Genomic DNA, 25,461 nt, shown 5'->3' with positions numbered 1-25,461 from the left:
GCTTGTTCGTCGACCCGGTTCCCCCGCCGACCGGCCGCCGCCGCAGCCGGCCGGTCATTGGCGGGGGTGCCCCCGCGTCGGTTCGCCCGCTCCGGCGGGAGGAAAACCGGAGATGCGATCCAAAGGGGCCTTCGGGTCTGTTACTGTCTCCTGATTACGCGCGAACGGCGCCATCGGATCAGTTTTCCACCGGGTTCCGCAGACCACTGGCTCCGCGGCGGTCCCAGAGACGTTTCAAGTTCCCAAAAAAAGCCGCCATCGCGGCGGCGCGGCGGCCGGTCGATTTGCATACTTGTCGATTTCTGACTAGGTTTCGTCGCAATCAGACAACTAGAGGGAAATCTGTCATGGAGCCGAACAATCCGCTCTTGAAGCGCGCCTATGAGCTCTCCGGCGACCCGGAAGAGATCCGCCGCCTCTATGCCGACTGGGCCGACGCCTACGATCGGGACACGCTGGAAGGGATGGGCTATGTGGCGCCGGCGATTGCCGCGGACGTGCTGGCGAAATCCCTTTGCGACAGCGACCGTGTGCTCGATGCCGGCTGCGGCACCGGCCTCGTCGGGCAGGAGCTGGCCAAGCGCACCGATGCCGACCTTCACGGCATCGACCTCAGCGCCGACATGCTGGACGCCGCCGCGAAAAAGGACGTCTACAGCACGCTTCGCGAGGCCGACCTGACGCGGCCGCTGGAGATCGCGGACAACAGCTTCGACGGCGTCATCAGCGTCGGCGTCTTCACCAGCGGGCACGTGCGCCCGGATGCGCTCGCCGAACTGGCCCGCGTTGCCAAGCCCGGCGCGCCGGTCGTCGTCACGGTGCACGAGAACGTCTGGGACAAGGACGCCTACGCAAGTCAGATCGAGGCCATGAAGGCGGCGGAACATATCCGCGCCTGCGCCATCACCACGGCGCCCTACCACGACAAGGAGAACTACTCCTGCAAGCTCTGCGTCATGGAAGCCGCCTGAGCGAGCGGCGGGACGGCTTCCTGCCTGCCCGATCAGCGTGGCCGGCGCTTGAGCGAACATTCATGAAGCGCGTTCATGACCTCATGCATGGACGGAGACTAATCTCTGCGCGCCCTATCCGTTACCCTCGTCGCGAAACATCGGGTCCGGCCGGCAGATAGACGCGCCGCACCGGCGAACCTTTCAAGACGTAGTGACAGGGAGCACGACATGGCTGACATCTTCCGCAAACTCGCCGCTGTGGTGCTGGTCGCCGGCCTCACCTTTGCCGGCGCATCTGTCTTGTCGGCGCAAAGCCAAGACAGCAGCGAGGTCGTCGGCACCGTCGTGCAGTTCAGCTCCGAAAAGACCTCTGTCGACGTGACGATCGGGGCCGACACGCCGGCGGTGCGCGATTTCCTGTCGATGCTGCCGCTCACCATCGACTTCAAGGAATATGCCGGACGCGAAAAGATCGGCTATCTGCCGCGCAAGCTGAAGCTCGAGGACACTCCGGGCTCCGACCCGGAAGACGGCGATCTCATCTATTTCGTGCCCTGGGGCAATCTCGGCTTCTACTACAACGCCTCCGGCACCGCCTTCTCCAAACAGACGCCGCATATCGGCAAGTACGATGCGTCGGCGGAAGAGCTCAAAAAGCTCGAAGGATCGGTGACGATCGACGTCGTCCGCTGACCCGGCACAATTTCCTCGCGCGAACGCAAACAGCCGCCGAAGCACGATGGCTCCGGCGGCTGCGAGGCTGCGGTCTTCGGGTCTTTTGGCCGTGGGAGGAGGCGACCAAAGACCGGTCCGCCTCTTATTCGGGCTGGACGGTCGGGCGGAACAGGATTTCGCTGACGTCGACATTCTCCGGCTGGGAGATGGCGAAGGCGACCATGTCGGCCATGGTGGTCGCCGGCACCGCGATCTTCTTGACGAGGTCGCGCACATTGTCGCCGAGTTCCGGCTCGGAGATGTGCTGGGTCAGCTCGGTGTCGACCGCGCCCGGCGAGATCACCGTCACGCGCACATTATAGGGCTTCACCTCCTGGCGCAGGCCCTCGGACAGCGAGCGCACCGCGTGCTTGGTCGCGCAGTAGACGGCGCCGGTCGCCACCGTCTTGTGCCCGTAGACCGACGAGACGTTGATGACCTGGCCGGACTTCTGCTCCTTGAAGATCGGCAGCACGGCGGCGATGCCGTAGAGCGTTCCCTTCATGTTGACGTCGATCATCTGGTTCCACTCGTCGATCTTCAGGCTTTCCAGAGGCGACAACGGCATCAGGCCGGCATTGTTGAAGATGACGTCGACGCGGCCGAAGGCTTCCTTGGCGGTGTCGACGAGCTTCTGGACCTCGTCCAGCTTGGTGACGTCGGTGGCGACGGCAACGGCCTCGCCGCCGGCGTCCTTGATGTCTTTCACCAGCGCCTCGAGCCGATCGGCGCGGCGGGCGCCGAGCGCGACCTTGGCGCCCTTGGCGGCGAGGTCACGGGCGGTGGCCTCGCCCATGCCGCTGGACGCGCCGGTGATGACGATGACTTTTCCGGTGATGTTGTCTGTCATGGGTGTCTCCTGTGTTTCTGATGTCCGCCGCCCTCATTCGGGCAGCGGCAGGGCCCGGTTCGACGGCGCGAGCGTGACGCGCGCGCCCGACCGGGAGGATTCTTCGATGGCATCGATCAGCCGCTGGACGCCGACGCCGTCGTCGAAGGTCGAGGCGCTGCGGCTGCCGGTCTTGATGTCCCGGGCCATCCGGGCGTAGTTGCGGGCGACGTTGCCGGGAACCGGGTCCGGGGTCAGGCCCTCGGCACAGGCTACCGGCACCTCGATCGGCGACAGGGTACCCGCCCCGGTCTTTGCGCCGGCGAGCGAAAGCTTTGCCATCTGGCCGTGGCCGAAGGACGCCGTGACGCGGATGTCGCCCTCCGTGCCGTGGATGTCCCAGACGAAGCCTTCCGTGCCGTTCGGCATGCCGCCCTGGTAGTGGACGGAGAGCGGCGCACCGCTCTCCAGCCGCGCGATGAGAAGGATCTGGTCCGGCGCGGTCATGGTCAGCATGCTGCCGTCATCCTCGGAGCGGACCTCAGGCACGCGGGTATCCAGCAGCGCCGAGACCTCAGTGACGTCGCCGAGCACGTCGCGCAGCGCGGCGAGCGTATGGCCGAGCGGGATGGTCAGCATGGTGGCGCCGTTGGCATTGTCGAGCAGGTAGCCGAGGCGGGCGACGTTGCTCGTCGTCTGGCCCCAGTTGCCGCCCCAGCCGGAAAGGCTGGAGGAGAGCACGCGGCCGACATAACCGTCATCCAGGAGCTTGCGCAGATGGAACACCTCCGGCGCGACGCGAGCCTGCAGGCCGACGACGGCAACGACGCCCTTGTCGCGGGCGAGCGCGGCCATTTCCTCGGCCTCTTTGAGCCCGTTGCCGAGCGGCGCCTCGCAATAGACGTGCTTGCCGGCCTCAAGCGCGGCCTTTACCACGGCGAGATGCTGCGGCACCGTGATCGTCACGGTGACGGCGTCGATTTCCGGCGAGGCGATAAGATCGTGTGCATTGGCGAACGCATGCGGGATGCCGAGCGCCGCTGCGGCGGCCTCGCTGCTGTCGAGATTGCTGTTGGCAACGCCGGCAATGACGAAGTCGTCGGCCAGCGCCTGCAGCGACGGGACATGGGCGACGCCGGCCCAGCTCGAGCCGGGCTTGAGGCCGATGATCCCGACCCTGATTTTCCCCTGTGTCACGTATGTGCTCCTTGTTTTTCTCGTTTGCACCGGCACGCCGGCGCACCAATCGGTCAGTCGGCCAGTTCGATGCGGACCGGGAAAGGCTCATCCCTGACCAGCACGTCGATCGGCCCGTCGAAGCTGCCGAGGCGGACAAGACCGCTCGATGCCTGGAAGGGTTTGTAGAAGATCGCGATGTTGCCCCAGGGCGCGTAGAGCGTGATGTCGCCGGTCTTGGCGGCATAGCGCGGCGGCGCACCGGTGGTATCGAGATCCCGCGGCAGGTCCGCGATCTTCTCGTTGCCGTGGAAATCTCTCAGGGTGAGGTCGAGGGGCAGGAGCTTTGCAAAGTCGCGCCCCGCGGGCGTGTCGTCGAGGGTCGCGGTGAGCGTGTCATCGCCAACGGTGACGGTGATCTTCGTCATGCCGGTCTCCATCGCTGTTTCCGAATCTGCGGCCTCAGCAAACGCAAGGCCGGGAAGAAGAAGGACAGCCGCAAGGGCCATCCGGATCGGGCTTCTCCGCTGCTGGGACATCTCTGAAATTCCTTTGCGGTCCGCTTGTGTCAGCAAATGTAAGGCCGATTGCGCAGGGGATTAGCCCCCGCGCATGCCTTTCGCTCATGAGTCATGCTCATTAATCGCCGGCGACCGGAATTCTTCGACTGATGAATCGTCTTCATGAGCGCTTCCCGGCCGGGCGGCATTAAATCCCGCGGCGGCAACCCCAGCTAGACCAAATGGCACGGAACGACCCGCTGCCGGAGGCCTCCAGGCCGATCAACGACCTCAGGAGACACATCGTCATGACCCGTATCTTTGCAGCAGCCATCGGGCTCAGCCTGATCGCCCCCGCCGCCCTCACCGCCCCGCCGGCCATGGCCCAGTCCATGGAAGTCACCCGAGCGGGCGACCGGGAAGGCTTCATCGGCCCGTCCGACAAATTTTCCGGCACCGCCTATATCGAGGCGGTCTTTCCGAACACAGAGCCGTTCGTCGTCAATGCCGGCAAGGTGACCTTCCTGCCGGGGGCCCGCTCCGCCTGGCATACCCATCCGGCCGGCCAGATGCTGGTCGTCACCTCCGGCACCGGCTGGGTCCAGGAACGCGGCCAGCAACGGCAGGTCATGCAGGCCGGCGACGTCGTCTGGTGTCCGCCCGGTGTGGAGCACTGGCACGGCGCTACCGACAAGACCGCCGTCTCCCATATCGCGGTCCAGCAGTTCAAAGACGGCAAGAACGTCATCTGGGGCGATCTCGTCACCGACGCCGAATACGCCGAGTAGCCCCGGTGCCGGCCGGAGGAGCGTTGGGCGGGTCCCTCCGGCCCGCCTCTCGGCCGCATAATGAGGTGGACCCATGACTCTTGCGCATATATCTTGAGGGGAGCCGAATATGATCATCGACGCCCAGATCAAGGCTTCCCTCATGCTCAAAGAGAACATCAACGACCTGATCGCGCTGGCCACGGTCGCCGAGGAGCGCAGCTTCACCCGTGCCGCGGCGCGCCTGAACGTGTCGCAGTCGGCGCTCAGCCACACCATCAAGGCGCTGGAGGAGCGCATCGGCCTGAGGCTCCTGACGCGCACGACCCGGTCGGTCGCCCCGACGCTCGAAGGCGAAGACCTGCTGGCGACGATCAATCCGTGTTTCGAGAAGATCGAGGCGCGGCTTCAGGCACTGAACGACCGCCGCGCCGAGCCCGCCGGGACGGTGCGGATCGCCGCGACCGAATATGCCATCGAGACCCTGCTCTGGCCGAAGCTGTCGCCGGTGCTGAAGGACTATCCCGCCGTCAATGTCGAACTCGTCATGGACTACGGCTTCACCGATCTTGCCACCTCGCAATGCGATGCGGGGGTGCGCTATGGCGAGCAGGTCAGCGACGGCATGATCTCCGTGCGCATCGGGCCGGAGGAGCGCATGATCTGCGTCGGCGCCCCGGACTATTTCGCCGACAAGGGCATGCCCCAGACGCCGCAGGATCTCGACGACCACGCCTGCATCAATCTGCGCCTGTCGACCCACGGCGCCCTCTATGCCTGGGAGTTCGAGGACGAGAACGGCCAGGAGATCCGCGTCAAGGTCAAGGGCCAGACCTGCTTCAACACCATCAATCCGGTGCTGCGCGCCGCGCTCGACGGTCACGGGCTCGCCCTGGTGCCGGAACGCCTCGCGGCGGCGGACCTTGCGGCGGGCAACCTTCGGATCTGCCTGGAGACATATTCGCCCTATTTCCCCGGCTTCCATCTCTACTATCCGAGCCGGTTGCGGCCGTCCTCGGCCTTCGAGGTGGTGCTCGGCGCCCTCCGGGAGCGCGGCTGACGGCTCTTCACCGGTTTTTGCGACCGCCCCCGGGCTTTCATGAGCCAGCCTCATGAGTGCTTTGGGAGATCGGCGCATTAAGCTCGGCTCCTCCACACCCCAGATAAATCGGGTCACCGTTCCGCACCAAGGAGACCCCGATGAAAACGCAACTCGCCGCCTCCGTTCTCATGTTGATGAGTTCGGGCGCCTTTGCCGAGGAGTTGACCCGTACCCTGCCCGGCGAAGTCGGCCGCGTCGCCCCGGCGCTTGAGGCCTATTCCGAGAAGGCCCTCTTCGGCACCGTCTGGCAGAAAGAAAACCTGTCCGCGCGCGACCGCGCCCTCGTCACCTTCGCGGCGCTGATGACCCGGCACGAGACCGAGGCGCTCGGCACCCACGCCGCGCTGGCGCTCGATGCCGGCGTCACGCCGGCCGAGATTTCCGAGACCATCACCCACCTTGCCTTCTACACCGGCTGGGGCAACGCCACCGCCGCCGCCACGGCCGTCGCACCCGTCTTTGAGGAGCGCGGCGTCAAAGCGGAAGACCTGCCCAAGGTCGAGCCGGATCTGTTGCCGCTCGACGAGGAGGCGGAGTCCAAGCGCCAGGAATTCGTCTCCAGCACCTATGGCGAGGTTAGCCAGGGCATCGTCGACAACACCCAGGAACTCCTGTTCCTCGACCTCTGGCTGCGCCCGGCGCTGGCGCCGCGCGACCGCAGCCTCGTCACCGTCGCCGCGCTGATCGCCGCCGGCCAGCCCGAGCAGATGACCTTCCACCTGAACCGGGCGATGGACAACGGCCTCAGCCAGGAAGAGGCCGGCGCCATGCTCTCGCACCTGGCTTTCTATGCCGGCTGGCCGAAGGTCTTTTCCGCCCTTCCGGTCGCCAAGGAAGTCTTTGCCTCGCGCGCCAAGTGAAGCGGGATTGCCGGCGGGAAGACCCATTCCCGCCGGCTGGCATTGACACAGATACCCTCACGGACATCGATACAGGGAAGACAGATGAAGATCGGCATCCTCGGATCGGGCCTGATGGGCGCCAAGCTCGGCCGGCTCTGGGCCACCTGCGGTCACGACGTGACCTTTTCCTATTCGCGCAGCCCGGCAAAGCTGGAGCGGCTGGCACGCGACTGCGGCGGCGCCCACGGCAGCGTCGCGGAGGCCGTCACCGACGCCGATGCGCTGCTTCTCGCCGTCCACTGGTCGCGCATCGACGACGTTCTGGAACAGGCCGGCGATCTTGCGGGAGCGGTCGTGCTCAACTGCTGCGTCCCGCTCGACGAGAGCAACACCGACATCGTCGTCGGCATGACGACGTCCGGCGCCGAGGAGCTTGCCCGCATGCGGCCGAAGGCGCGCTGGGTCGCCTCATTCAACACCAGCCCGTCGGAGAGCTTTGCCGGCGTCTTTGCCCGCAAGGCGGAAGAGCCGCGCCCGCACCTGCTGATTTACGGCAACGACGCGGGCGCCAAGAAGATTGCGGGCGAGCTCATTCTCGACATCGGGTTCGAGCCGCTGGAAGCCGGCGGCCTGCATACCGCGCGGTTCGTCGAACCATTCGCCATGGTGACGGCGGAACTTGCCTATGGTCAGCCGGGAGGTCCGGCCCTGACCTATCGTTTTGACAAGCTACGTGCCTAAAGCATGGTGGGTTTTTCCTGAAACACGCACCATGCTTTAGGCCGTTGTTTTCACACGATTTCTTATCCAAAAAGTCTATCAACTTTTTGGGAAAGCGCTTTAGCCACACAGGAAAGGAGAGAAAATGAAAATTGTCAGATCAGGAAGCAATCCTTCCAACCCAGGCCCGGACGACTATTTCTCCGGAACGGCGCGGATCGATCCGCTGTTTGCCGCCGAGGAGCCGGGGCGCACGAGCTGCGCGCTGGTGACCTTCGAGCCCGGCGCCCGGACGGCCTGGCACACCCATCCGGCAGGACAGACGCTGATCGTTACCTTCGGGCGCGGCCGCGTCCAGCGCCTCGGCGGCCCGGTGGAGGAAATCCGCCAGGGCGACGTGGTCTGGTTCCCGGCCGGCGAAAAGCACTGGCACGGCGCGGCCCCGGAGACCGCGATGAGCCACATCGCCATCCAGGAAAGCATCGACGGCAGCCCCGTCACCTGGATGGAGAAGGTCAGCGACGAGGACTACAACGGCTGACCCCCAAGGGCAGACCCCGACCATGAGACGCCGGGCGGGCCGCCGCCCGGCGCTCAGTCCATCATCCGGTCGCGGGTGAAGACGTAATCGTTCGCCGCTTCCGATGCGTGACAGGATTCGCAGCGCTTGCCGTCCTCGGCCGCATTCGGCGTCCCGTCGGGCGCGAATTCCCGGTACATCCAGCTTCCGGACGCCGACCGGTCGGCCCATTCGGCCCGTTTTTCCATGACCAGGATGCGGGTCAGCTTGCCGCCCCGGAAATCGTCCATGGTGATCACCGTCCCCTCGGCAAACGGCCTTCCCGCCCGCGCCGCGGCAACGGCCTCCGCAGAGGTGTAGATCTCCTCGGTGATGCCGCCGCGCCGGAACGTCGTGTAGTGGACGCCGTCGCGGTAGCCGTCCGGGAGCGCGACCTCGTCATTGTGCATCTGGGCAAGAACCGGCATGGCAAAGACGATGCCGGCAAGGACGATGAGGGCTTTTCTGAAAGTCATGGCTGTCTCCTCAGGATCGAGGCCCAAGACTACCCGCTGATGCGCGCAAGGATTATCGGGTCATTGGCGAAGCCGGAGATGAGCGTTGCTCATCAATAACCCGAACCGGTCCGGCCCATTCATGAGATGGCCTCATCAGTGCCAGCGACCACGGGCCCATTCCGCTCTCCGCGCCGCCGCTCTATGTCACGCCTATCGCGGCGCCCCTGCCGGCGGCGCGAGCGACCCATCGAACCAACGAGCATCCACATGCCGAGACCGGAAATCATCTGCCACATGGTCACGTCGCTGGACGGACGGCTGCTGCCGGACCGCTGGCCGGTTTGCCAGGAGAGCCTCGCGAGCCTCTACGACGGCGTTGCGGAGCGTTTCGGCGCCGACGGTTGGATCGTCGGCCGCAAGACCATGGAACACTACATCGCCACCGGACCGTGCTCGACGATGCCCGAGGCGCAGCCGCGCGCGGACATCGTCGCCAACGCCAAGGGCCGTGCCATCGGCATCTGCTTCGACCGGCGGGGACGCCTGCGTCCCGAAAGCGGCGAGGTCGACGGCGACCATCTCGTCCTGGTGCTGTCCGAACGGGTCTCCGCCGAACACGCAGACGATCTTGCCGCGCGCGGTGTCTCGGTGTTTTTCGCCGGACCCGACGGCGAGGACATCGCCGGCGTGCTGCCGCGGATCGCGGAAGCCTTCGGCGCCAGGCGCCTGCTCCTGGAAGGCGGCGGACAGCTCAACGGCGCCTTCCTTGCGGCGGACCTCATCGACGAGACCAGCACGCTCATCCTGCCGGTGATCGACGGCAAGAGCGACGTCCCGGCGATCTACGATACCAAGGCCGACGCCAAGGCGCTGCATCTCGATTTCATTTCGGCCGAAGACCTCGACGACGGCACCGTCTGGCTGCGCCACCGCGTCAAGCGCGCCTGATTGGTGCGGCGCTTTCCCAACAAGGACCGATAGATGCATTCTTCCGGCAACGACCGCCCCTCGAACGGACCGCTGGTGATCGTGGCGCTCGCCACGCTGCTGGCGCTCGTCGTCTTTACCGCCCCGCTGACGACACTGGAGGCGATGACGGCGACCTTCGACATGTCGTCCGGACTGCAGGCCTGGGTGATGAGCGGTACGCCGCTCGGCGCCGCGGCGGGATTGCTCACTGCCGGCGCCCTCGGCGACACGCTCGGCCGCAGGCGCACCTTCGTCGGCGGCATCTGGCTGACGGCCGTCGCCTCGGTGGTCGCGGCCCTTGCGCCGGAAGCGGCGATCCTCATCGGCGCGCGGATCGCGCAGGGCCTCGGCACGGCCGGCGTGATGGCCTGCGGGCTCGGCCTCCTAGGCCAGGTCTATAGCGGCGAGGCACGGCGGCATGCAGCCGGCGTCTGGGCCGCCGCGATCGGCGCGGGCGTTGCCATAGGTCCGATCCTTGCCTCCGTGATGATGGGCATTGCCGGCTGGCAGACCCTCCACTGGGTGATTGCCGCAATCTGCGCGGCGCTTGCCATCCGGGCGGTCTCCATGCTGCCGGAAAGCCCGAGGGCGGACGAGCGCGTCGATATCGCCGGTAGCGTCCTCTTGATGACCGGCCTTTCCGCCTTGCTGGCGGCGCTGATCGAGGTGCGGTTCGGCCTCACCGTTCCGGTCATCTGCCTGGTTGTCGGCGGCGCCGTGCTCATTGCGCTCTTCCTCAGGGTCGAGCGCCGCGTCGCCAATCCGATCCTGCGCCTCGACCTGTTCCGGCGCAGCGACTTCACCGGCGCGACCGTCGCCGCCTTTGCCTCCGGCGCCGGGGTGCTGGCGCTGATGTCGATGGTGCCGACGCTTCTGGAGCGCGGCTACGCGGTCGAGCCGCTCGTTGCCGCCTTCGTACTCCTGGCCTGGTCGGCCGTGACGATCTTTTCCGCGCTCGGCGCGCGCTATCTGCCCGACACGCTGTCGGCCCGCAGCCTCACCGTCGTCAGCATTCTCGGCTGTGCGGCGGGCCAGCTCCTGCTCATCCTTGCCGAGCGCGGATCGGGCTGGGCGGTCGTGCTGCCGGGCCTCTTCGTTGCCGGCGTCTCGAACGGCATCCTCAACGCCTCGCTCGGCCATGCCGCCGTCGAGACCGTGCCGGCCGAACGCGCCGCCATGGGCTCGGCCGCCAACAACACGGCGCGCTATCTCGGATCGGCCATCGGCATTGCGCTGATTTCCATCCTGATCGCCGGGACTGACGGTAAGGGCCTCTTCACCGGCTGGCACGAAGCGGTCGTCGTCACCTCGGCCCTGGGCGTTCTCGGCGCCGTGGCGATGGTTCGGCTCTCCGGCGCCGAGGCCGACGCCAGAGCGTCCTGAACCGGTGGGGGAAACGCGGCGTCCCTTCCCGGCAAGCACGCCTGGGAGCGGCGCCCGACTTTTTCGCGTCGGCCGTCACGCCTGGCCGCGTTTTTCTGCGATGAAGTCGATGAACGCGCGCAGCGCCGTCGGCATGAAGCGGCTGGAGAAATAGAGCTTCGGGCCGTCAAAGCCCTGCCACCAGTCGGCGAGGACGGGAACGAGCGCGCCGCTTTCCATGTGCGGCTCCAGCCAGTTGCGGAAGATATGGATCAGGCCGTGCCCGGCGATTGCCAGGTCGATCATCGCCGCTGCGCCACCCGCGGCCATGACGATCCGTGCCGGAGGATCGACGAAAACCACCTCGCCGTCGCGTTCGAACTCCCATTCGGCAAGCGCGCCGCTGGCAAAGCGGGTGCGGATGCAGTCGTGGTCCATCAGGTCGCGCGGGTGCCGGGGCGTGCCGCGCCGTTCCAGATAACCGGGCGCCGCGGCCAGCGCAGCCCACTGGGTCCGCGGGCCGATCGGCACGGCGATCATGTCCTGGGCCAGGTGCTCGTCGTAGCGAATGCCGGCGTCGCAGCCGACCGCGGTGATGTCGACGAGGCGGTCGTCGACCATGACCTCGACCTGGACCTCGGGATGGCGGACGAGAAAGCCGTCGAGCAGCGGCGGCAGGATGTCGACCATCACCGCGCCGGGCACGTTCAGCTTGAGGCGGCCACGCACCTCGCCCGTCGAGCTCGCGGCCGCGTCCAGCGCCGCACGGGCTTCCGACATCACCGGTTCGATCCGCTCGGCCAGGGCACGTCCGGCGTCGGTGAGTTGCACGCTTCGGGTGGTTCGCGTGAAGAGCGGCACGCCGAGACGTGCCTCGAGCCGCGACACCGTCTCACTCACCGTTGACGGCGACACGTGCAACCACCGCGCCGCAACGCGAAAGCCGCCCGCCCGGCGCACGGCGAGGAAGACGGCGAGGTCGTCCATCGGGGGAAAGGGACTATTGTTCGGCATGGCGAACAAATTATTCGGCAAAGTGCCGGTTATCAATGTCGGATCGATCAAACATCTAAGGGGGGACCAGAGAAGGAGCCCCCATGACCGATCATTCCCCCGCAGCGGCCGCTGGACGCTTTACCCTTGCCGGCACCGACATCACCGTCAACCGCATGGGCTATGGCGCCATGCAACTCGCCGGCCCGCAGGTCTTCGGCGAACCGAGGGATCCCGACGAGGCGCGCGCCGTTCTGCGCGAGGCTGTCGAACTCGGCATCGACCATATCGACACCAGCGATTTCTACGGACCCCACGTCACCAACCGGCTGATCCGCGAGGCGCTTCATCCCTATCCGGACGACCTCGTCATCGTCACCAAGATCGGGGCGCGGCGCGGCGACGACGGATCCTGGCTGCCGGCCTTCGCGCCGTCGGAGCTTGAACGCGCGGTGGAGGACAACCTGCGCAATCTCGGGCTCGATATCCTCGACGTGGTCAATCTGAGGATCATGTTCGACACGCACGGACCGGCGGAGGGCTCGATCGCCGAACCGCTGACGGCTCTTGCGGGCCTGCAGGAAAAAGGCCTCGTCCGTCACATCGGGCTCAGTAACGTGACCGAAACGCAGATCCGCGAGGGCCGGGGTATCTGCGACATCGTCTGCGTCCAGAACCAGTACAATCTCGTGCACCGTTCCGACGATGACCTGATCGATGCCCTGGCGCGGGACGGCATCGCCTATGTCCCGTTCTTCCCGCTCGGCGGCTTTTCGCCCTTGCAGACCGACGAGCTCAACGACGTCGCCCGCGAGATGGCTGAGACGCCGCAGAACGTGGCGCTCGCCTGGTTGCTGCGGCGCAGCCCCAACATCCTGCTTATTCCCGGCACCTCGCGGCGCGCGCATCTGAGCGAAAACATCGGCGCCGCCGCGCTGACATTGAGCGACGCGCACATGAAGCGGCTGAACGGCATCGCCGGGATGCAATGACGGAGCCCGAAAAAAGAGCGGGCCGCCCCAGGGGGCGACCCGCGATCGGGGTTTGCCAGCGAACGGCGGGGCCGGTTCCGGCCCTTTGCGACGCGGCTATTGAGCCTCGCCGCTGTCTTTCGCCGTGCAGGAGAACTTTGCCTTCAGCGTATCGAGCAGGACGGCGCCGGCCGGCAGATGGCGGCGGTCGTAGTCCTCGTTGACGTAGCGCATGAAGGCCCAGCGGATCTCGTCCGGCAGGTTCAGTTCCGGCAGGCAGATGTCGTGGCCCGGACCGGTCATGCCGGCGAGCTCAAGGGCATCGACGAAGCCGGAGATGTACTGCTCGCACTCGGTTTCGGCGTAGCTGCCCCAGCGGGCGTCGTTGTCTGCTTCCATGCAGGGCGCGAGCAATCCGCCGGCCGAATAGGGCAGGCCGGCCTTGCCGTCGTCTTCCTTGCCGTTGTCCTGGGCGGCGGCCGCACCGGCCAGACACAGACCGGCGGCGGCGGCCAGGATCAAGGTTCGAATGGGGACCATCGGGATGTCCTCCCTTCCTCGGTTGTCGCCCCGGGGATGCCGTTTCAGGCGGTCGCGCGCGGGGCACCGGAATGACGGGGCCGGGGCATCCTCCCATGAGAGGATCTGGGGGAAGAGGATGCCCCGGCTGCGGTGCGTCGTGGCCGGCCTATTTGGTGCCGGCCTCCTTCTCGGCGGCCTTCTTCTCGGCATAGGCCTGCAGCGCCGCGTTCATGACCGCCTGATGCTGGTCGTTGTTGACGAAGGTCGGCGAGTTGACCTTCGACCACATCTCCTCATTGGTCATGTTCTGGTGACAGCCCATGCACAGGCCGGTGCGCTCCATCTTGTTGCGCATCTCCTGGGGCAGCGGGCCGGTCAGCGGCCAGTGCGAGCCGATCGTCACCAGTTGCTTGCCGTCGCGCGTCACGATCTGCGACAGGTCGTGGTCGAGCTTCGGTATCGGCTGCGACTGCATCTGGGTCTTTTCCGGGATGATCTCGCCGAGCGCCGTTTCCAGATCGACGGTGAAGCCCTTGTCGTAACCCTTCAGGTAGCGGCCGTCCTGGATGCCGTACCCGAGCGTCTTCGGGTTGTTGTGGCAGCTTTCGCAGTCGCGGGCCTTGCGTCCGGCGGTGTGTGGCTGCACGGCGGCGTGGTCGAGACCCTTGGTGCCGCCGGCATCCGGCGTCATCCAGATCTCGTTCTCGGCCACCGTGTTGCCGTCCTTGTCGATCACCGTGGTGATGACCTGGCAGCCGGGCATCAGCGGGCTGACGCGACCTTCGCCATTGATGCCGAGGATCGGCTCTTCCCAACGCAGGTAGGAGCGGGTCTCGGACACCTTGCCGGCCGACTTCAGGCCGTTGGTGCCGAGCTTGTTGTCCTCGGTCAGGCCGTTCTCCTCACGCGAATTGGCGTTGTGGATCCAGTCGACGTCGGTCTTTCCTTCCGAATAGTCGACGGTGATATGGCAGCCATAGCACTGGGGGGCCCAGTCCGCATGGCAGGCATAGCATTCCATCGATTCCATGTGCTTGCCGACATTCATCATGGCGACCTGGGCTTTCAGGTTCTTCCAGGTGTTGTCGGTGGCGATCTGCTTCAGCACCGGGATCTCGAAGTCGAGGCCGGATGCGGAATGCAGGATCACCTTCTTGCCGCTCTTGACGACGTTGCCGAACGGGTTGCCGCGGGCAGTCAACAGATAACCGTCCTCGGGCTCGTAGACTGTGGCGTTGTACATGAAGTCCGGCAGGTCTTCGGTGAGGCCGCGGCCCTTGTCGCCGACATCCTTGTTATGCTCCTCGCCGTAGCCGACGGGCAGCTCCCAGGGATATTTCGACACCGTGCCGTGGCAGTCCTCGCACTCGATCTCGACCTGGGCGAGGGTCGTGCCCGGCAAATTGCCGTCGCCATGCATGTCGATGGACGTATGGCAGTCCTGGCACAGCAGCCCGCCCTTCGGGTTGCCCGGCCGGCTCTCGATCTGGTGGTGCAGGTCGTCCTTGATGAACAGGTAGTTCTTGGTGTGCAGCTTCGGCTGCTTGCCGCCCTTGGCGTCATAGGGAGAGCCGTAGGGGAACTCCATGATGCCCTGGTAGCTGACGCCGATGCGCTTGCCCCGGTTGTGGCACGAGTTGCAGCTTTCCGACGGGATGCCGGAATATTCCACATTGGCGTGCTTGACCTTGGTCTTGCGGGTCGCCTGCATCTTGTGGATCAGCAGCTTGCCCGGCTGGTCCTTGGCGATCGTCGGGTCCTTGCCCTCGTAGAATCCGTCATTGGAATAGGGCACGTGGCAGGACGAGCAGCCGGAGCCGCGGAAATCGCCGCGCTTCTCGCGGCCGGTGACGCCGACATGGCAGCGCTGGCACTGCTGGCGCGAATAGGTGATGCCGGCCATTTCCGGATGCTTGGAGATGGCGTCGACGTCGACGTCCGGCACCTGCTCGACCTCGCTCGGCATCTGGTCCGGATGGTCCGTGGCGAACTTGGTCATGTACTCCTTGTAGACGTCGGTGCCGACCACCGGAGTCTTGCCATCCTCGTCCTTCAGGTTGTAGTTGGCCCAGACCACCTTGTGGTCCTTCTGCACCGACCAGGACCACAAATTGCCCTGCAGCTTGCCGGCCTCGGTGTTCATCAGGGCCTTGGAGAGGCGCTCCGAATAGTCGCCGTGGCACTGGCCGCAGGCGCGCTCCGAGGCGCCCCAGAGCGCGCCCGGATCGGGATAGAACATGTGCGGGCCGCCGGCTTCGGTGAGTTCCGCGGGGGCGCCTGTATGGGCCGCCTTCTTGGTCGTCGCCGCCGGATCGCCGCCATGGCAGACGACGCAGCCGCCCGGATCGCCATAGTCGACGCCGGTCGCCTCGATGGTCTCCATCATGTCACCCTCGGAGAACCGCTCGATGCCCTCATGGCAGGACTGGCAGCCCTTGTCCTTGGCGAGCTCGGCCGACACCGTCTCGAATTTCGGCTTTTCAGCCGGTGCCTCGTCGGCGGCAAGGGCGGGCCCCGCCATCATCGCCGTCAAGACACAAAGAAGCGCAAGTTTGCGTATCACGTCTTTCCCTCCATGCCGGAGTTCGCGCGCCTGCATATGAGCGGAGGCGTGCAAAGAGCCGATTCCACGGAAGGAAAGGCTAGAGAGGGTTCGCGCAAACGACCCTGACGTGGGTCAGGAATTGACGATTCTCAATATGTGAATGGGAGGGACTGTTGGCTTGCGGACGCGGCGGCACGATGCATTCTGACGGTTCAGACCTGACCCGGCGTCATCGCGAGGAGGCCGCCAGGCCGACGCGGCGATCCAGAGCCACTCGCTCGGAGCGCGCGGCCCCTGGATTGCCGCACTCGCTCCGCTCGTTCGCAATGACGGCTGGTCGGGCCGATCCCTATTGCGGGAACCAAGGCGTCCTGCACCATTTCTTGCCGAAAGTGCCGTTGTAGATCAGTTGATGGTGGATCGTGAAAAGGTCCGTCAACATGATCGACGTCCGTTCTGGACGTTCCTTTTTGACCGCGGCCCAACGCTCGGGATAGAGGGCCGTCATCAGTTCCTCACCCTCCATGGCCAGGCGCTGTTCGCCGTTCTCGCCGAATGTGAGTACGACCTTGCCCGGATTGGATGGAACCCGGTGGAACCGGACGTCGCCGTTGCCGACATACAGAACCCGCCCGGAGCCGTCCTGCAGCCTCATCGCCGGCGGCCATTCCTCGCCGTCGGAAAAATCCAGCACCGAGGCAAAGCCGATGCGAGCACCACCCGGGAGCTCCGTGCAGGCGTGGCGCCTGGCGACGAGAACGACAAGGATGTAGAGGCCGGCGAGGATAACGAGGACCAAGGCCGTTTTGATCAAAAGCCTCAGGATGCGAAGCGGCAGGGACCTATGACGCCGTGAAGCGGCTCTTGCCTTTGTCATGACTGACCCTTGCCGAAACGGTAGCACTCCAATCGTCGACGATTGAATATGGCGTGCCACCCGGAATTTCGCGCAGATCCTTAACTTCCAGAACGTCAATAGCGTTCTTTCGGCGGCGTAAGATTTCGCGTTTCACCTTGTCAGAAATATAATCGCGAAGGAAGCGATCAAGCTTGCCAATCTCTTTCTCGACGTTTGAAGCAACATCGTTGGCAATCTCGATAGCATATACAGCCGCATCGTAGGTCGCGTCTGCTATATCCTTGACCATTTCGGAAATTTTCTCGTCAATCTTTGCAATTCGCTCTGGCAAAACCGTTCCGATGTCAAGAGGGTCTCGAAATTCGTCACGAATTCTAAAGTTAATACTTCCGCTGATTTCAAGCATTCCATTTATTTCGTCACATATGCAACTATAATCGCCTGAGATATTCGTATCTCCAAGGGAGAATACGATGCTTTGCATTGCGTAAGATCTTCCAAATTCTGCTTTAAAACTCTCCCCAATGTTTTTCCGAGCGGCATCGGCGATTTGCCCAGACAACCTCGTTGGATCATCGATCACAATTCGTTTGTGCTCGGCAACAACTTTGACCAAATGCCCCGTCTGCCGAACGGTTACGCTCGCTCCCTGGCCTTGAAAATAGTGCTTGATAAAATCCCAACTGCCCCATGGCGGCCCAATATCGAACACGTTCGTCAATGCAATGTTGAAATATTCGGCGACATCTTGGTCGTACGGTTCAGCCCAACAGCGACACCCATATTCTTCCCCAGGATGGCCGGTCGAGGGAGGATCGTCCCAGGCAAATATTTTGCCGTTATTTTTCGCATGACTTGGTCTGACTTTTCGATCCCCGCGTGTACGCCAGACGTAATGGGTCGTGGGGTGTGTCTCTTTGAGAGTCAACGCGAAGGGCGTTCCTTTGCGCATATATGCTTCGAAAGCTTTACGATAAGCGATGGCGCCCCTATCCATGGAACCCTTTCCGAATTTCAGATGATCCTCCCAATGATGAGGACCATACGTTGTCATCGTCGGGTGTTATTCTACCGCGACTTAACGGAACGAGGATAAGTTCGAGCTATCGATCCATTTGCCTTCAGTATGACTCGGTTGAAAAGCACCGGGCGTGACACCCCTCCCTACTCCCCGATCCCCAACTCCCGCGCCGTCTCCTCCAGCGCCGCCAGCACCGTCTTGTTCCCCTCGAAATGCCCCCGCGCCTTTTCAAGCGCCGTGGCGGCCCGTCCAGGCTCCTTCAGGACCGAGTAGGAGCGGATGAGCATGATCCAGCCGTCGGGGTTGTCGGGGGTTTCGCCGAGTTTGGCTTCCAGGCCCTCGACCATGCCGTCGATCATGGCCGCGCGGGTCTCGTCGGTCATTTCGGATGCCGCGGCGATGTCGGTGGCGGTCGGGCCTTTGACGGCCGGTTCGGCGCTTTCCAGGTGGTCGAGGCCGAGGCTGCGGGCGGTGGCGTCGAGCTGGCTGAGGATGAAGGGCGCGGCGGCGTAGCGGGTTCGGGCGGCGTTGAGGGCGTCGAGCGCCTTGTCGTTGGCGCCGGTTTCCGCGCGCAGCGTCGCCAGCTCGATCCAGCCGCGGAAGTCCTTCGGCTCGGCCGCGAGTTTTTTCTCAAGCTCTTTGATGCGCGTGGAGGCGTCCTCGCCGCCCTCGTCGGGCTTGGACAGGGAGCCGGCGCGGGCAAGTTCGGCCTCGGTGGCGTCGGGCATCAGGGTTTTGAGGTCGCGCTTTAAAAACCGCGCCATGTTGGCGATATCGCGGCGGACCAGCGGCAGCCAGGGCGCGCCGGGCGCAGACTCCGCCTTCAGCGCCATCCAGTCGCGTAGCGCGCCGTCGAAATCCTGCCGCTGTGCCTTGGCGAGGGCAAGGTAGTAGCGGGCGCGGGGGTCCTTCGGGCGCTTTTCGCGGACCTTGTGGAAGCTGATCTCGGCGATTGAACTGACCTTGTTGCCGTTGGCGAGCGTCACGGCCTCCGCATAGGCGGTCAGCACCCCCGGATCGTCGTCGGAAAGCTCCACGGCGTGCTTCAAGGCGCCGGTCGCCTCCGTCGGGTTGTCGAGGGCGAGGTAGGCGCGGCCGAGGGTCCACCAGGTCTCGAAATCCTTGGGGTCGGCCTTGGTCCGCTCGATGAGGAGCGCGACCTGGGCCTTCATGTCGCCGCCGGCCGCGCGGCGCTGCAGCACCTCGGCCTTGCGCTCGGCAAGCGGCTGGTCCGCCAGTTGCGGCACGCCGAGGAGGAGATAAAGCCCGAGGGAGCCGCCGGCGACGAGGAGCATGACGAGGGTTCCGGCCACCGGCGCCCGCCGCGCCACATGGGCGACGGGGTCGAGCCGTTTGGCAGCTTTGAGCGTGCGCGCCTCGATCTCGGCGCGGGCGGCCTCGGCCTCGGCGGGGGCGATGCGGCCCTCCGCCTCGTCCCGGTCGACCTCGTCGAGCTGGTCGCGATAGACGGAGATGGAAAAGTCCGCCTCGCCGACAACGCCGGCGGAGCGGCGCAGGAACGGCCGGCAGAGCCAGAGGACGGCAAGGGCGAGGCAAAGGCCGATGGCGATCCAGAGCGTCATGCGGCATCTCCCTTCAGGATTTTTTGGGCCCGCGCGCGTTCGACGTCAGAAAGCCCCGACCCGGATGCGCCGGCGCGCCGCTTCTGGGCGCTGAGCACGCGGTGGCCGAGGAACAGGGCAAGCACGAGGAACAGCACCGGGGCGAGCCAAAGCACATAGGTCAGCGGCTTCACCGGCGGCCGCAGCAGCACGTAGTCGCCATAGCGGGCGACCACATACTGCTTGACGCTGTCCGCGTCGTCGCCGGCCTTCACCCGTTCGCGCACCAGCATGCGCAGATCGTGCGCCAGGGTGGCGTTGGAATCGAAGATCGACTGGTTCTGGCAGACGAGGCAGCGCAGCTCCGTTCCGATCTCGCGGGCCTTTTCTTCCAGCTTCGGGTCGGCGAGGAACTCGTCGGCCTGGAGCCCGGCGGCGTTTGCGGGCGGCGCGGCAAGGACGGCAAGGCCGATGGCCAGGGCGGCAAGGGCGGTGGCGGCGGCAGCCGCGCGGGCCTTGCGGCGCCCCAGTTTCGGGCGCGCTCCCTGGCCCGTGCCAGGCCGGGAGGGCGCACCGACCCTGAGGCGCCGGTCTGTCAGGGAGATGAGACCACCGAAGGCCATGAGGACGGCGCCGAACCACATCCAGGCGACGCCGGCGTTGTAGTAGTAGCGGGTGACGAAGCCGCCCTTGCCGTCGGGCTCGCCGATGACGGCGTAAAGGTCGCCGTGCCAGCGCGTGTCGATGGCCGCTTCCGTCGTCGACTTGGCCTCGACCGGGTACCAGCGGCGTTCCGGCCTCAGCACGCCGCCGATCTCGCCATGGCGCGCGACCTCGATGGTGGCGATCTCGGAGCGGTAGTTCGGGCCGCTTGCGTTCTTGACGCCGAGCAGCGTGAAATCGTAGCCGCCGACGCTGACCGTCTCGTTCGGTCGCTGGACCTGGATCGCTTCCTCGGACCAGGTCGAGACCAGGGCGATGCCGCATATGGCGATCGCCAGGCCGGCATGGCCGAAGAAAAGGCCCCAGGCGGTGCGCGGCAGGCCGATCAGCCGCCTGAGGCCGGTGAGGACACCGACCTTCATGAAGCCGGCGCGGGAGAACAGGTCGAAAAGGGTCGCCAGCAGTAGCCAGACGCCGACGGCGAGCGCGGCAACGCCAAAGGGTTTTCTGAACCCGTCGAGGAGGGCGACGACGATGGCGCCGATGACGACGAGGCAGAGGAGTGCACCGAGGCGCTGGGCGAGCGGGCGAAGGTCGGCGCGCTTCCAGGTCAGGAACGGGCCGATGCCGGCGACGAAGGCGACAGGAACGAACATCGGCACGAAGGTCAGGTTGAAGAAGGGTGCGCCGACGGAGATCTTGGCGCCGGTCGCCATCTCCAGGAACAGCGGATAGAGCGTGCCGATGAAGACGGCGCCACAGGCCGCCGCCAGCAACAGGTTGTTGAGGAGGAGGCCGCCCTCGCGCGAAATTGGCTGAAAGAGCCCGCCGCCCCGGATCTCCGATGCCCGGTAGGCAAAGAGGCCGAGCGAGCCGCCGATGGCGAGCGCGAGCAGCGCCAGGATAAAGACGCCGCGTTCGGGATCCTCAGCGAAGGCATGCACGGAGGAGAGCACGCCGGAGCGGACCAGGAAGGTGCCGATGAGGCTCAGCGAAAAGGTCAGGATGGCGAGCAGGATGGTCCATTTCTGCAGGGCGTCGCGCTTTTCGGCGACGATGGCGGAATGGAGCAGCGCGGTGCCCAGGAGCCAGGGCATGAAGGAGGCGTTTTCCACCGGGTCCCAGAACCAGAAGCCGCCCCAGCCGAGCTCGTAATAGGCCCACCAGGAGCCGAGCGCGATGCCGAGCGTCAGGCCGGCCCAGGCGATCAGGATCCAGGGCCGCATCCAGCGCGCCCAGCTCGGGTCGATGCGGCCGGCAAGGAGCGCGCCGACGGCGAAGGAAAAGGCCGTCGAAAAGCCGACATAGCCGAGATAGAGGAAGGGCGGGTGGAAGGCGATGCCGGGATCCTGCAAGAGCGGGTTCATGCCGCGCCCGTCGATCGGCGGGTTGGCAAGGCGCAGGAACGGGTTGGAGGTGATGAGGATGAAGGCGAGAAAGCCGACGCCGATCATCGCCTGGACGGAAAGCACCCTGGCGCGCATGGAGGTCGGGATATTGCCGCCGAACAGGGCGATCAGCGCGCCGAAGAGCGCGAGCATGAGCACCCACAGCAGCATGGAGCCCTCGTGGTTGGCCCAGACGCCGGAGATCTTGTAGATGAGCGGCTTGGTGGAGTGCGAGTTGGCGGCCACCGTCGCGACGGAAAAGTCCGACTGGACGTAGGCCCATGTGAGCGCGGCGAAGGCGGCGGCGATCGCCAGGAACTGGATCTCGGCCGCCTTGTCGGCAAGCTGCATGGCGCCGGCATGGCCGCGGGCGACGCCGATGAGCGGCACGACTGCCTGGGCGAGCGCGACGACGAACGCCAGGCACAGGGCGAAATGTCCGAATTCGACGATCATCGGGGGGCTTCCTCTGCCGGGTCGGGGGCGTGCCAGCCGAACAGGATGCGCCCGAACAGCCACTCGGTCGGCTGGGCCGAGGTCGGCAGGCGGCGCTCCAGCGCGGCGAGGTCGTGGACGATGAACTCCGTCGGCGAGATGAAGGTCACCAGGCGGGTCTTGCGGATGCGGCTGAAGAGCCGGCTGACGGTCTCGGAGTTGAGGCCGAGATAGTCGGCGATGTCCTCGCGGCTCATCGGCAGGTCGACACGGTGGCCGCCGGTGCCCTCCCGGCCGAGCCGCCGCGTGATCTCGACGAGGAACTGCCAGACCCGCTCCATGCCGTCGAAGCGGCCGAGCATGACCATGTTTCCGTTGTGGCGTTCGAGCTGGCGGTGGGTGTGGCGGAACAGCCCGGCCATCAGGCTGTGAGCGTGGCCGTTCAGCGCCATCAGGTCGGCGAGGGCAACCTGGCAAACCACCGATGGCCCGAGCGCCTCGACCCAGCTTTCCGTGCCGGTGAGGGCGCCGACCGGGCAGATGACGTCGCCGGGCGCGCTGAGGTCGGTGATCTGGCGCCGCCCGTCGGGCAGGACGGTGGCGAGCGCGACAAGTCCCCTGACGACGACCCAGATGCGCTTGCAGGCCGGGCCGTCTTCCATGATGCGTTCGCCGCGGGAAATCGCGTACTGGTGCTGCGGACGCACCGTCCGGCGCGCCGCCGCCTCGGCAACGACCGCGCGGAAGCTGCAGCCCTCAAGGGGACAGGCCGGACAGTCGTGGCCGGCCGTCACCGAACGGGCAAGCCGGTCTGGCCCTTCCTGCGGCACGGCGGTAACTCCAAAGATTTTTGTTCTGGTTGGCGCAGCGATGCGCGTTGCGGCCGGACCCGTTGCCGGCACCTGGCGGCTTTTCGGAACATTTTGAGAGCGTTCCGGAGAGACGACGATCCGCCGCCAGGCGCCTGCTGCTGCGGGGGGAGGCAACGGAAGTTATGCTAGGTCTTGCATGTAACGCCGGTTTTTCCGGCGCGCCGCCGAATTGTTAAAAAGTGTTACGGGCGGTTTCGCCGGAGCCGCGGGGCCGCCGGGTCGGAAGCATCGCCAGGTCCCTGGGCCTCATCGAGGAGGGCACGCAGGGTGCGGGCAAAGACCGCCGGATCCGCCGGCTTTTCCAGGAACGCCACGTGGCGCCCGGCCGCCTCGCCCGGCGTTTCGGGGTGATAGGCGGAAGCGATCAGCACCGGGCAGTCGGGCCTGAGACGCAGCACCTCCTCGACCACCTCCTCGCCCGACATTTCCGGCATCACCATGTCGGTCACCACTGCATCGAAGCGGCCAGGCACGGCGGCGAAGGCGGCCATGGCGACCCTTGGCTCGGTATAGGCCTCGACCTGGTAGCCGAGGCGGATGAGGATGCGGCGATAGGTGGAGACGACGTCGACCTCGTCGTCGATGAGGAGCAGGCGCTCGCGGCCTCCGGGCAGCGCCGCGTTGCGGCTCTCGGCCATGGCCAGGGCCTCGCATTGCGGCAGGTAGAGGGAAAACACCGCCCCCTCTCCCGGCCGGGTCCGAAGGGTCACCCGGCTTCCCATCTCGCGGGCGAGCGTCGCCACCATGGACAGGCCGAGGCCGGTGCCCTTGCCGACGGGTTTTGTGCTGTAGAACGGCTCGAACACCCTGGAGGCGACGTCGTCCGGCATGCCGGGTCCGTCGTCGGCGACGCTGAGCCGGACCCAACGGTCGCAATCGGCGGGCAGGCTGTCGACGAGGACCGCGGTATCGGCCTCGTGGTCGCCGGGGTCCGGATCGGGCCGGCCCGACGTCTCGGCGGTAATGGCGATGGTTCCCTTGGCCGTGCCGATCGCCTCGGCGGCGTTGCGGCACAGGTTCATCATCACCTGGTGCAGATGGCTCGGATCGACCATCACCGTGATGTCGGGATCGGCAATGCGCACGTCGAAGCCGACATTGACGGGGATCGAGGCCCTGAGCAACCGCACGTCCTCCTCGATCGCCTCGCCGAGGCGCAGGCGCGTCGGCGTCGCCGGCTGGCGGCGGGCGAAGGTCAGGAGCTGCTTGACGAGGCTCTGGGCGCGCTTGGCGGCGAGTTCGGCGTGTTCCAGCTCCTCGTCGAGGCTGCCGTCTTCAGGCGCATCGAGGCGGGCCAGGTGCAGGTTGCCGAGGATCGAGGTCAGGATGTTGTTGAAGTCGTGGGCAATGCCGCCGGCGAGCAGGCCCACCGCTTCCATCTTCTGGACCCTTGCGATCTGCTCGCGGGCGCGGCGCTTTTCGGTGATGTCCTCGCCGGTGCTGATGAAGTTGATGATCTGGCCGTCATCGTCCTTCAGCGGCAGGATGGTGGTCTCGACCCAGTAGTGCTCGCCGGACTTCTTGCGGTTGCGGAAGATGCCGCGCCACTCCTTGCCGGACAGCAGTTGCACGCGCAGGCGCCGGTAGGTCTCGTCGGCCGTGTTGCCGGAGCGCAGCATCCGCGGCGTCTCGCCGATGACCTCGGCGCGGGAGTATTCCGTCAGGGTCTCGAACTTGGCGTTGACGTATTCGATGCGCCCGTCGGTGTCGGTGATGATGATGGTCGCCGGGCTCTGCTCGATGGCACGCGAGAGCTTGCGTTCCGCCTGTTCCGCGCGCCGCCGCTCCGACAGTTCCTCGGTCAGGCGCAAGACCGTTGCCTGCAGTTCGCGAAGCAGCGCAAAGAGGAGCCCGATCAGCACCAGGGCGACGACGCCGAGCGCGGACAGGAACATGAAACCGATAGTGATCAGCCGCTCGCCCTCGGCAACGGCGGTGACGATATCGCGGGTGGCGTCGGTGCGCTTGGCGGTCCAGATCGCCTCCAGCCGGGCCAGCGCCGCGATCGCCGCCGTATCGTCGACCTTGACCAGCCGGTCGGTTTCCGTCACCGGCCAGTTCTCGCGGTCGGCCTGGCGGGCGATCGGGATCTTCGCCTCGTAGCGGCGGATGGTCTCCTCGATCGTGGCAAGGGCATCGCGTTCCTCGCCGGGCGGCAGGCTCTCCCGATAGGCCCGCATCGCGGAATGGAACGGGACGAGCTGGTCTTCGAGCCGGTCGAGATAGGCCTCATCCTTGCGCAGGACGTAATTCTTGAAGTTATGGATGATACCGCCATAGCCCATGAGGCCGCGGATCTCGCTGATCCAGGCGCCCTTGCGGTCGGCTTCCTCGGAAAACTGCACCCAGCTTGTCTTGATCGCCTGCAGGCGATGGTTGGTCTCAAGGCCGAGATAGAGGCCGAGCAGCACGGTCGAGGCCAGGAGGAAGGTGGCACCGCCGACGATCAGAAGCGAGCGCAGGCGCCGATTGGCGACAAGGGACAGCCAGGCCATGCCGGTTCCTTCCGTGGATCGCAAAAGGATCGCATGCGTCGCACGCGAATGCCGCTGAAGGTATCGGACCCGCCCGGCGGGCTCGCCAAATCCTTTGCCGGATTTCACCGGCTGCGGTTATCCTCGCAAGACGGGGCGGAAATGCAAGCCTGCCGGCAACACGACCAAAGCGCGCAATCATCGA

Annotated in this window: 23 protein-coding genes and 1 pseudogene; 10 read left to right on the top strand and 14 right to left on the bottom strand. The window is 65.7% G+C overall.

The features are described from left to right. Positions 1–347: 347 nt before the first annotated feature. Together CH339_RS07000 and CH339_RS06995 are read left to right on the top strand one after the other, a co-directional pair. Complete coding sequence (locus tag CH339_RS07000; protein WP_111433610.1) at positions 348–971, top strand: class I SAM-dependent DNA methyltransferase; 624 nt, start codon at positions 348–350, stop codon at positions 969–971. A gap of 210 nt (positions 972–1,181) precedes the next feature. Continuing rightward, positions 1,182–1,646: a cyclophilin-like fold protein gene (locus tag CH339_RS06995; RefSeq protein WP_111433609.1), complete on the top strand. Its 465-nt coding sequence runs from the start codon at positions 1,182–1,184 to the stop codon at positions 1,644–1,646. A gap of 124 nt (positions 1,647–1,770) precedes the next feature. Here CH339_RS06995 and CH339_RS06990 read toward each other — a convergent pair whose 3' ends face one another. Genes CH339_RS06990 through CH339_RS06980 form a run of 3 tightly spaced genes read right to left on the bottom strand, consistent with a single transcriptional unit; the run spans position 1,771 to position 4,100 of the window. Continuing rightward, positions 1,771–2,517 carry an SDR family oxidoreductase gene (locus CH339_RS06990; protein ID WP_111433608.1) on the bottom strand — a complete coding sequence of 249 codons (747 nt, stop codon included), beginning with the start codon at positions 2,515–2,517 and terminating at the stop codon, positions 1,771–1,773. A gap of 33 nt (positions 2,518–2,550) precedes the next feature. Next, positions 2,551–3,693, bottom strand: coding sequence for a Gfo/Idh/MocA family protein (locus tag CH339_RS06985; RefSeq protein WP_111433607.1), 1,143 nt, complete (start codon positions 3,691–3,693; stop codon positions 2,551–2,553). A gap of 53 nt (positions 3,694–3,746) precedes the next feature. Next, positions 3,747–4,100 (bottom strand): cyclophilin-like fold protein, encoded by a 354-nt coding sequence (locus CH339_RS06980; RefSeq protein ID WP_111433660.1) that lies wholly within the window; start codon positions 4,098–4,100, stop codon positions 3,747–3,749. A 380-nt stretch (positions 4,101–4,480) separates the two neighbouring features. Here CH339_RS06980 and CH339_RS06975 point away from each other — a divergent pair, with 380 nt between their 5' ends. The 5 genes from CH339_RS06975 to CH339_RS06955 all read left to right on the top strand — a co-directional run bounded on the left by CH339_RS06975 (position 4,481) and on the right by CH339_RS06955 (position 8,144). Then, the gene (locus CH339_RS06975) at positions 4,481–4,960 is read left to right on the top strand and encodes a (R)-mandelonitrile lyase (RefSeq protein ID WP_111433659.1); all 480 of its coding nucleotides are present in this window, start codon (positions 4,481–4,483) and stop codon (positions 4,958–4,960) included. A 142-nt stretch (positions 4,961–5,102) separates the two neighbouring features. Continuing rightward, complete coding sequence (locus CH339_RS06970) at positions 5,103–5,999, top strand: LysR family transcriptional regulator (protein ID WP_111433658.1); 897 nt, start codon at positions 5,103–5,105, stop codon at positions 5,997–5,999. Positions 6,000–6,139: 140 nt separating this feature from the next. Beyond that, entirely contained in the window at positions 6,140–6,901 is a 762-nt protein-coding gene (locus CH339_RS06965) for a carboxymuconolactone decarboxylase family protein (protein ID WP_111433606.1), read from the top strand. A gap of 84 nt (positions 6,902–6,985) precedes the next feature. Next, a complete protein-coding gene (locus tag CH339_RS06960; RefSeq protein ID WP_111433605.1) occupies positions 6,986–7,624 on the top strand; it encodes an NADPH-dependent F420 reductase in 639 nt (212 codons plus the stop codon). Between the two features lie 124 nt (positions 7,625–7,748). After that, a complete protein-coding gene (locus tag CH339_RS06955) occupies positions 7,749–8,144 on the top strand; it encodes a (R)-mandelonitrile lyase (protein ID WP_111433604.1) in 396 nt (131 codons plus the stop codon). Between the two features lie 53 nt (positions 8,145–8,197). Here the strand turns inward: CH339_RS06955 and CH339_RS06950 are convergent, their stop codons facing one another. Continuing rightward, positions 8,198–8,638 (bottom strand): cytochrome P460 family protein, encoded by a 441-nt coding sequence (locus tag CH339_RS06950; RefSeq protein ID WP_111433603.1) that lies wholly within the window; start codon positions 8,636–8,638, stop codon positions 8,198–8,200. A gap of 249 nt (positions 8,639–8,887) precedes the next feature. Between CH339_RS06950 and CH339_RS06945 the strand changes: the two genes are divergently transcribed. Continuing rightward, on the top strand, positions 8,888–9,568 hold the full coding sequence (locus tag CH339_RS06945) for a RibD family protein (RefSeq protein WP_111433602.1): 681 nt from the start codon (positions 8,888–8,890) through the stop codon (positions 9,566–9,568). Between the two features lie 33 nt (positions 9,569–9,601). After that, complete coding sequence (locus CH339_RS06940) at positions 9,602–10,972, top strand: MFS transporter (protein ID WP_111433601.1); 1,371 nt, start codon at positions 9,602–9,604, stop codon at positions 10,970–10,972. A gap of 75 nt (positions 10,973–11,047) precedes the next feature. Here CH339_RS06940 and CH339_RS06935 read toward each other — a convergent pair whose 3' ends face one another. Then, on the bottom strand, positions 11,048–11,938 hold the full coding sequence (locus CH339_RS06935) for a LysR family transcriptional regulator (protein ID WP_245408110.1): 891 nt from the start codon (positions 11,936–11,938) through the stop codon (positions 11,048–11,050). 110 nt (positions 11,939–12,048) lie between these two features. On the opposite strand from CH339_RS06935, the gene CH339_RS06930 reads away from it, so the two are divergent. Then, positions 12,049–12,936, top strand: coding sequence for an aldo/keto reductase family oxidoreductase (locus tag CH339_RS06930; protein ID WP_111433600.1), 888 nt, complete (start codon positions 12,049–12,051; stop codon positions 12,934–12,936). 96 nt (positions 12,937–13,032) lie between these two features. On the opposite strand, the gene CH339_RS06925 is transcribed toward CH339_RS06930, so the two are convergent. The 9 genes and pseudogenes from CH339_RS06925 to CH339_RS06890 form a co-directional block, all read right to left on the bottom strand. Next, on the bottom strand, positions 13,033–13,455 hold the full coding sequence (locus CH339_RS06925; protein ID WP_146610127.1) for a Rap1a/Tai family immunity protein: 423 nt from the start codon (positions 13,453–13,455) through the stop codon (positions 13,033–13,035). A 148-nt stretch (positions 13,456–13,603) separates the two neighbouring features. Beyond that, on the bottom strand, positions 13,604–16,000 hold the full coding sequence (locus CH339_RS06920; protein ID WP_184443339.1) for a cytochrome c3 family protein: 2,397 nt from the start codon (positions 15,998–16,000) through the stop codon (positions 13,604–13,606). A 331-nt stretch (positions 16,001–16,331) separates the two neighbouring features. Continuing rightward, a complete protein-coding gene (locus CH339_RS06915; protein WP_146610126.1) occupies positions 16,332–16,781 on the bottom strand; it encodes a hypothetical protein in 450 nt (149 codons plus the stop codon). A gap of 43 nt (positions 16,782–16,824) precedes the next feature. Continuing rightward, the gene (locus tag CH339_RS06910) at positions 16,825–17,838 is read right to left on the bottom strand and encodes a phage minor head protein (protein ID WP_201240958.1); all 1,014 of its coding nucleotides are present in this window, start codon (positions 17,836–17,838) and stop codon (positions 16,825–16,827) included. Between the two features lie 167 nt (positions 17,839–18,005). Next, a complete protein-coding gene (gene ccmI / locus CH339_RS06905; RefSeq protein ID WP_111433596.1) occupies positions 18,006–19,445 on the bottom strand; it encodes a c-type cytochrome biogenesis protein CcmI in 1,440 nt (479 codons plus the stop codon). Further along, complete coding sequence (locus CH339_RS25095) at positions 19,442–19,897, bottom strand: cytochrome c-type biogenesis protein (protein ID WP_245408112.1); 456 nt, start codon at positions 19,895–19,897, stop codon at positions 19,442–19,444. Before CH339_RS25095 ends, ccmI begins: the two co-directional genes overlap by 4 nt. 54 nt (positions 19,898–19,951) lie before the next feature. After that, positions 19,952–21,931, bottom strand: a pseudogene (locus tag CH339_RS06900) (heme lyase CcmF/NrfE family subunit); the annotation flags it as partial. Beyond that, positions 21,928–22,740 carry a Crp/Fnr family transcriptional regulator gene (locus CH339_RS06895; RefSeq protein ID WP_111433595.1) on the bottom strand — a complete coding sequence of 271 codons (813 nt, stop codon included), beginning with the start codon at positions 22,738–22,740 and terminating at the stop codon, positions 21,928–21,930. The gene CH339_RS06895 and the pseudogene CH339_RS06900, both read right to left, overlap by 4 nt. A gap of 224 nt (positions 22,741–22,964) precedes the next feature. Next, positions 22,965–25,277, bottom strand: a complete 2,313-nt coding sequence (locus CH339_RS06890) for a hybrid sensor histidine kinase/response regulator (protein WP_111433594.1) — start codon at positions 25,275–25,277, stop codon at positions 22,965–22,967. Between the last annotated feature and the right edge of the window lie 184 nt (positions 25,278–25,461).

The sequence above is a fragment of the Rhodobium orientis genome, from assembly GCF_003258835.1.
Classification (GTDB): Bacteria; Pseudomonadota; Alphaproteobacteria; order Rhizobiales; family Rhodobiaceae; genus Rhodobium; species Rhodobium orientis.
Note: the sequence above shows the minus strand (reverse complement) of the source record. Positions and strands in the feature narration are given on the sequence as shown.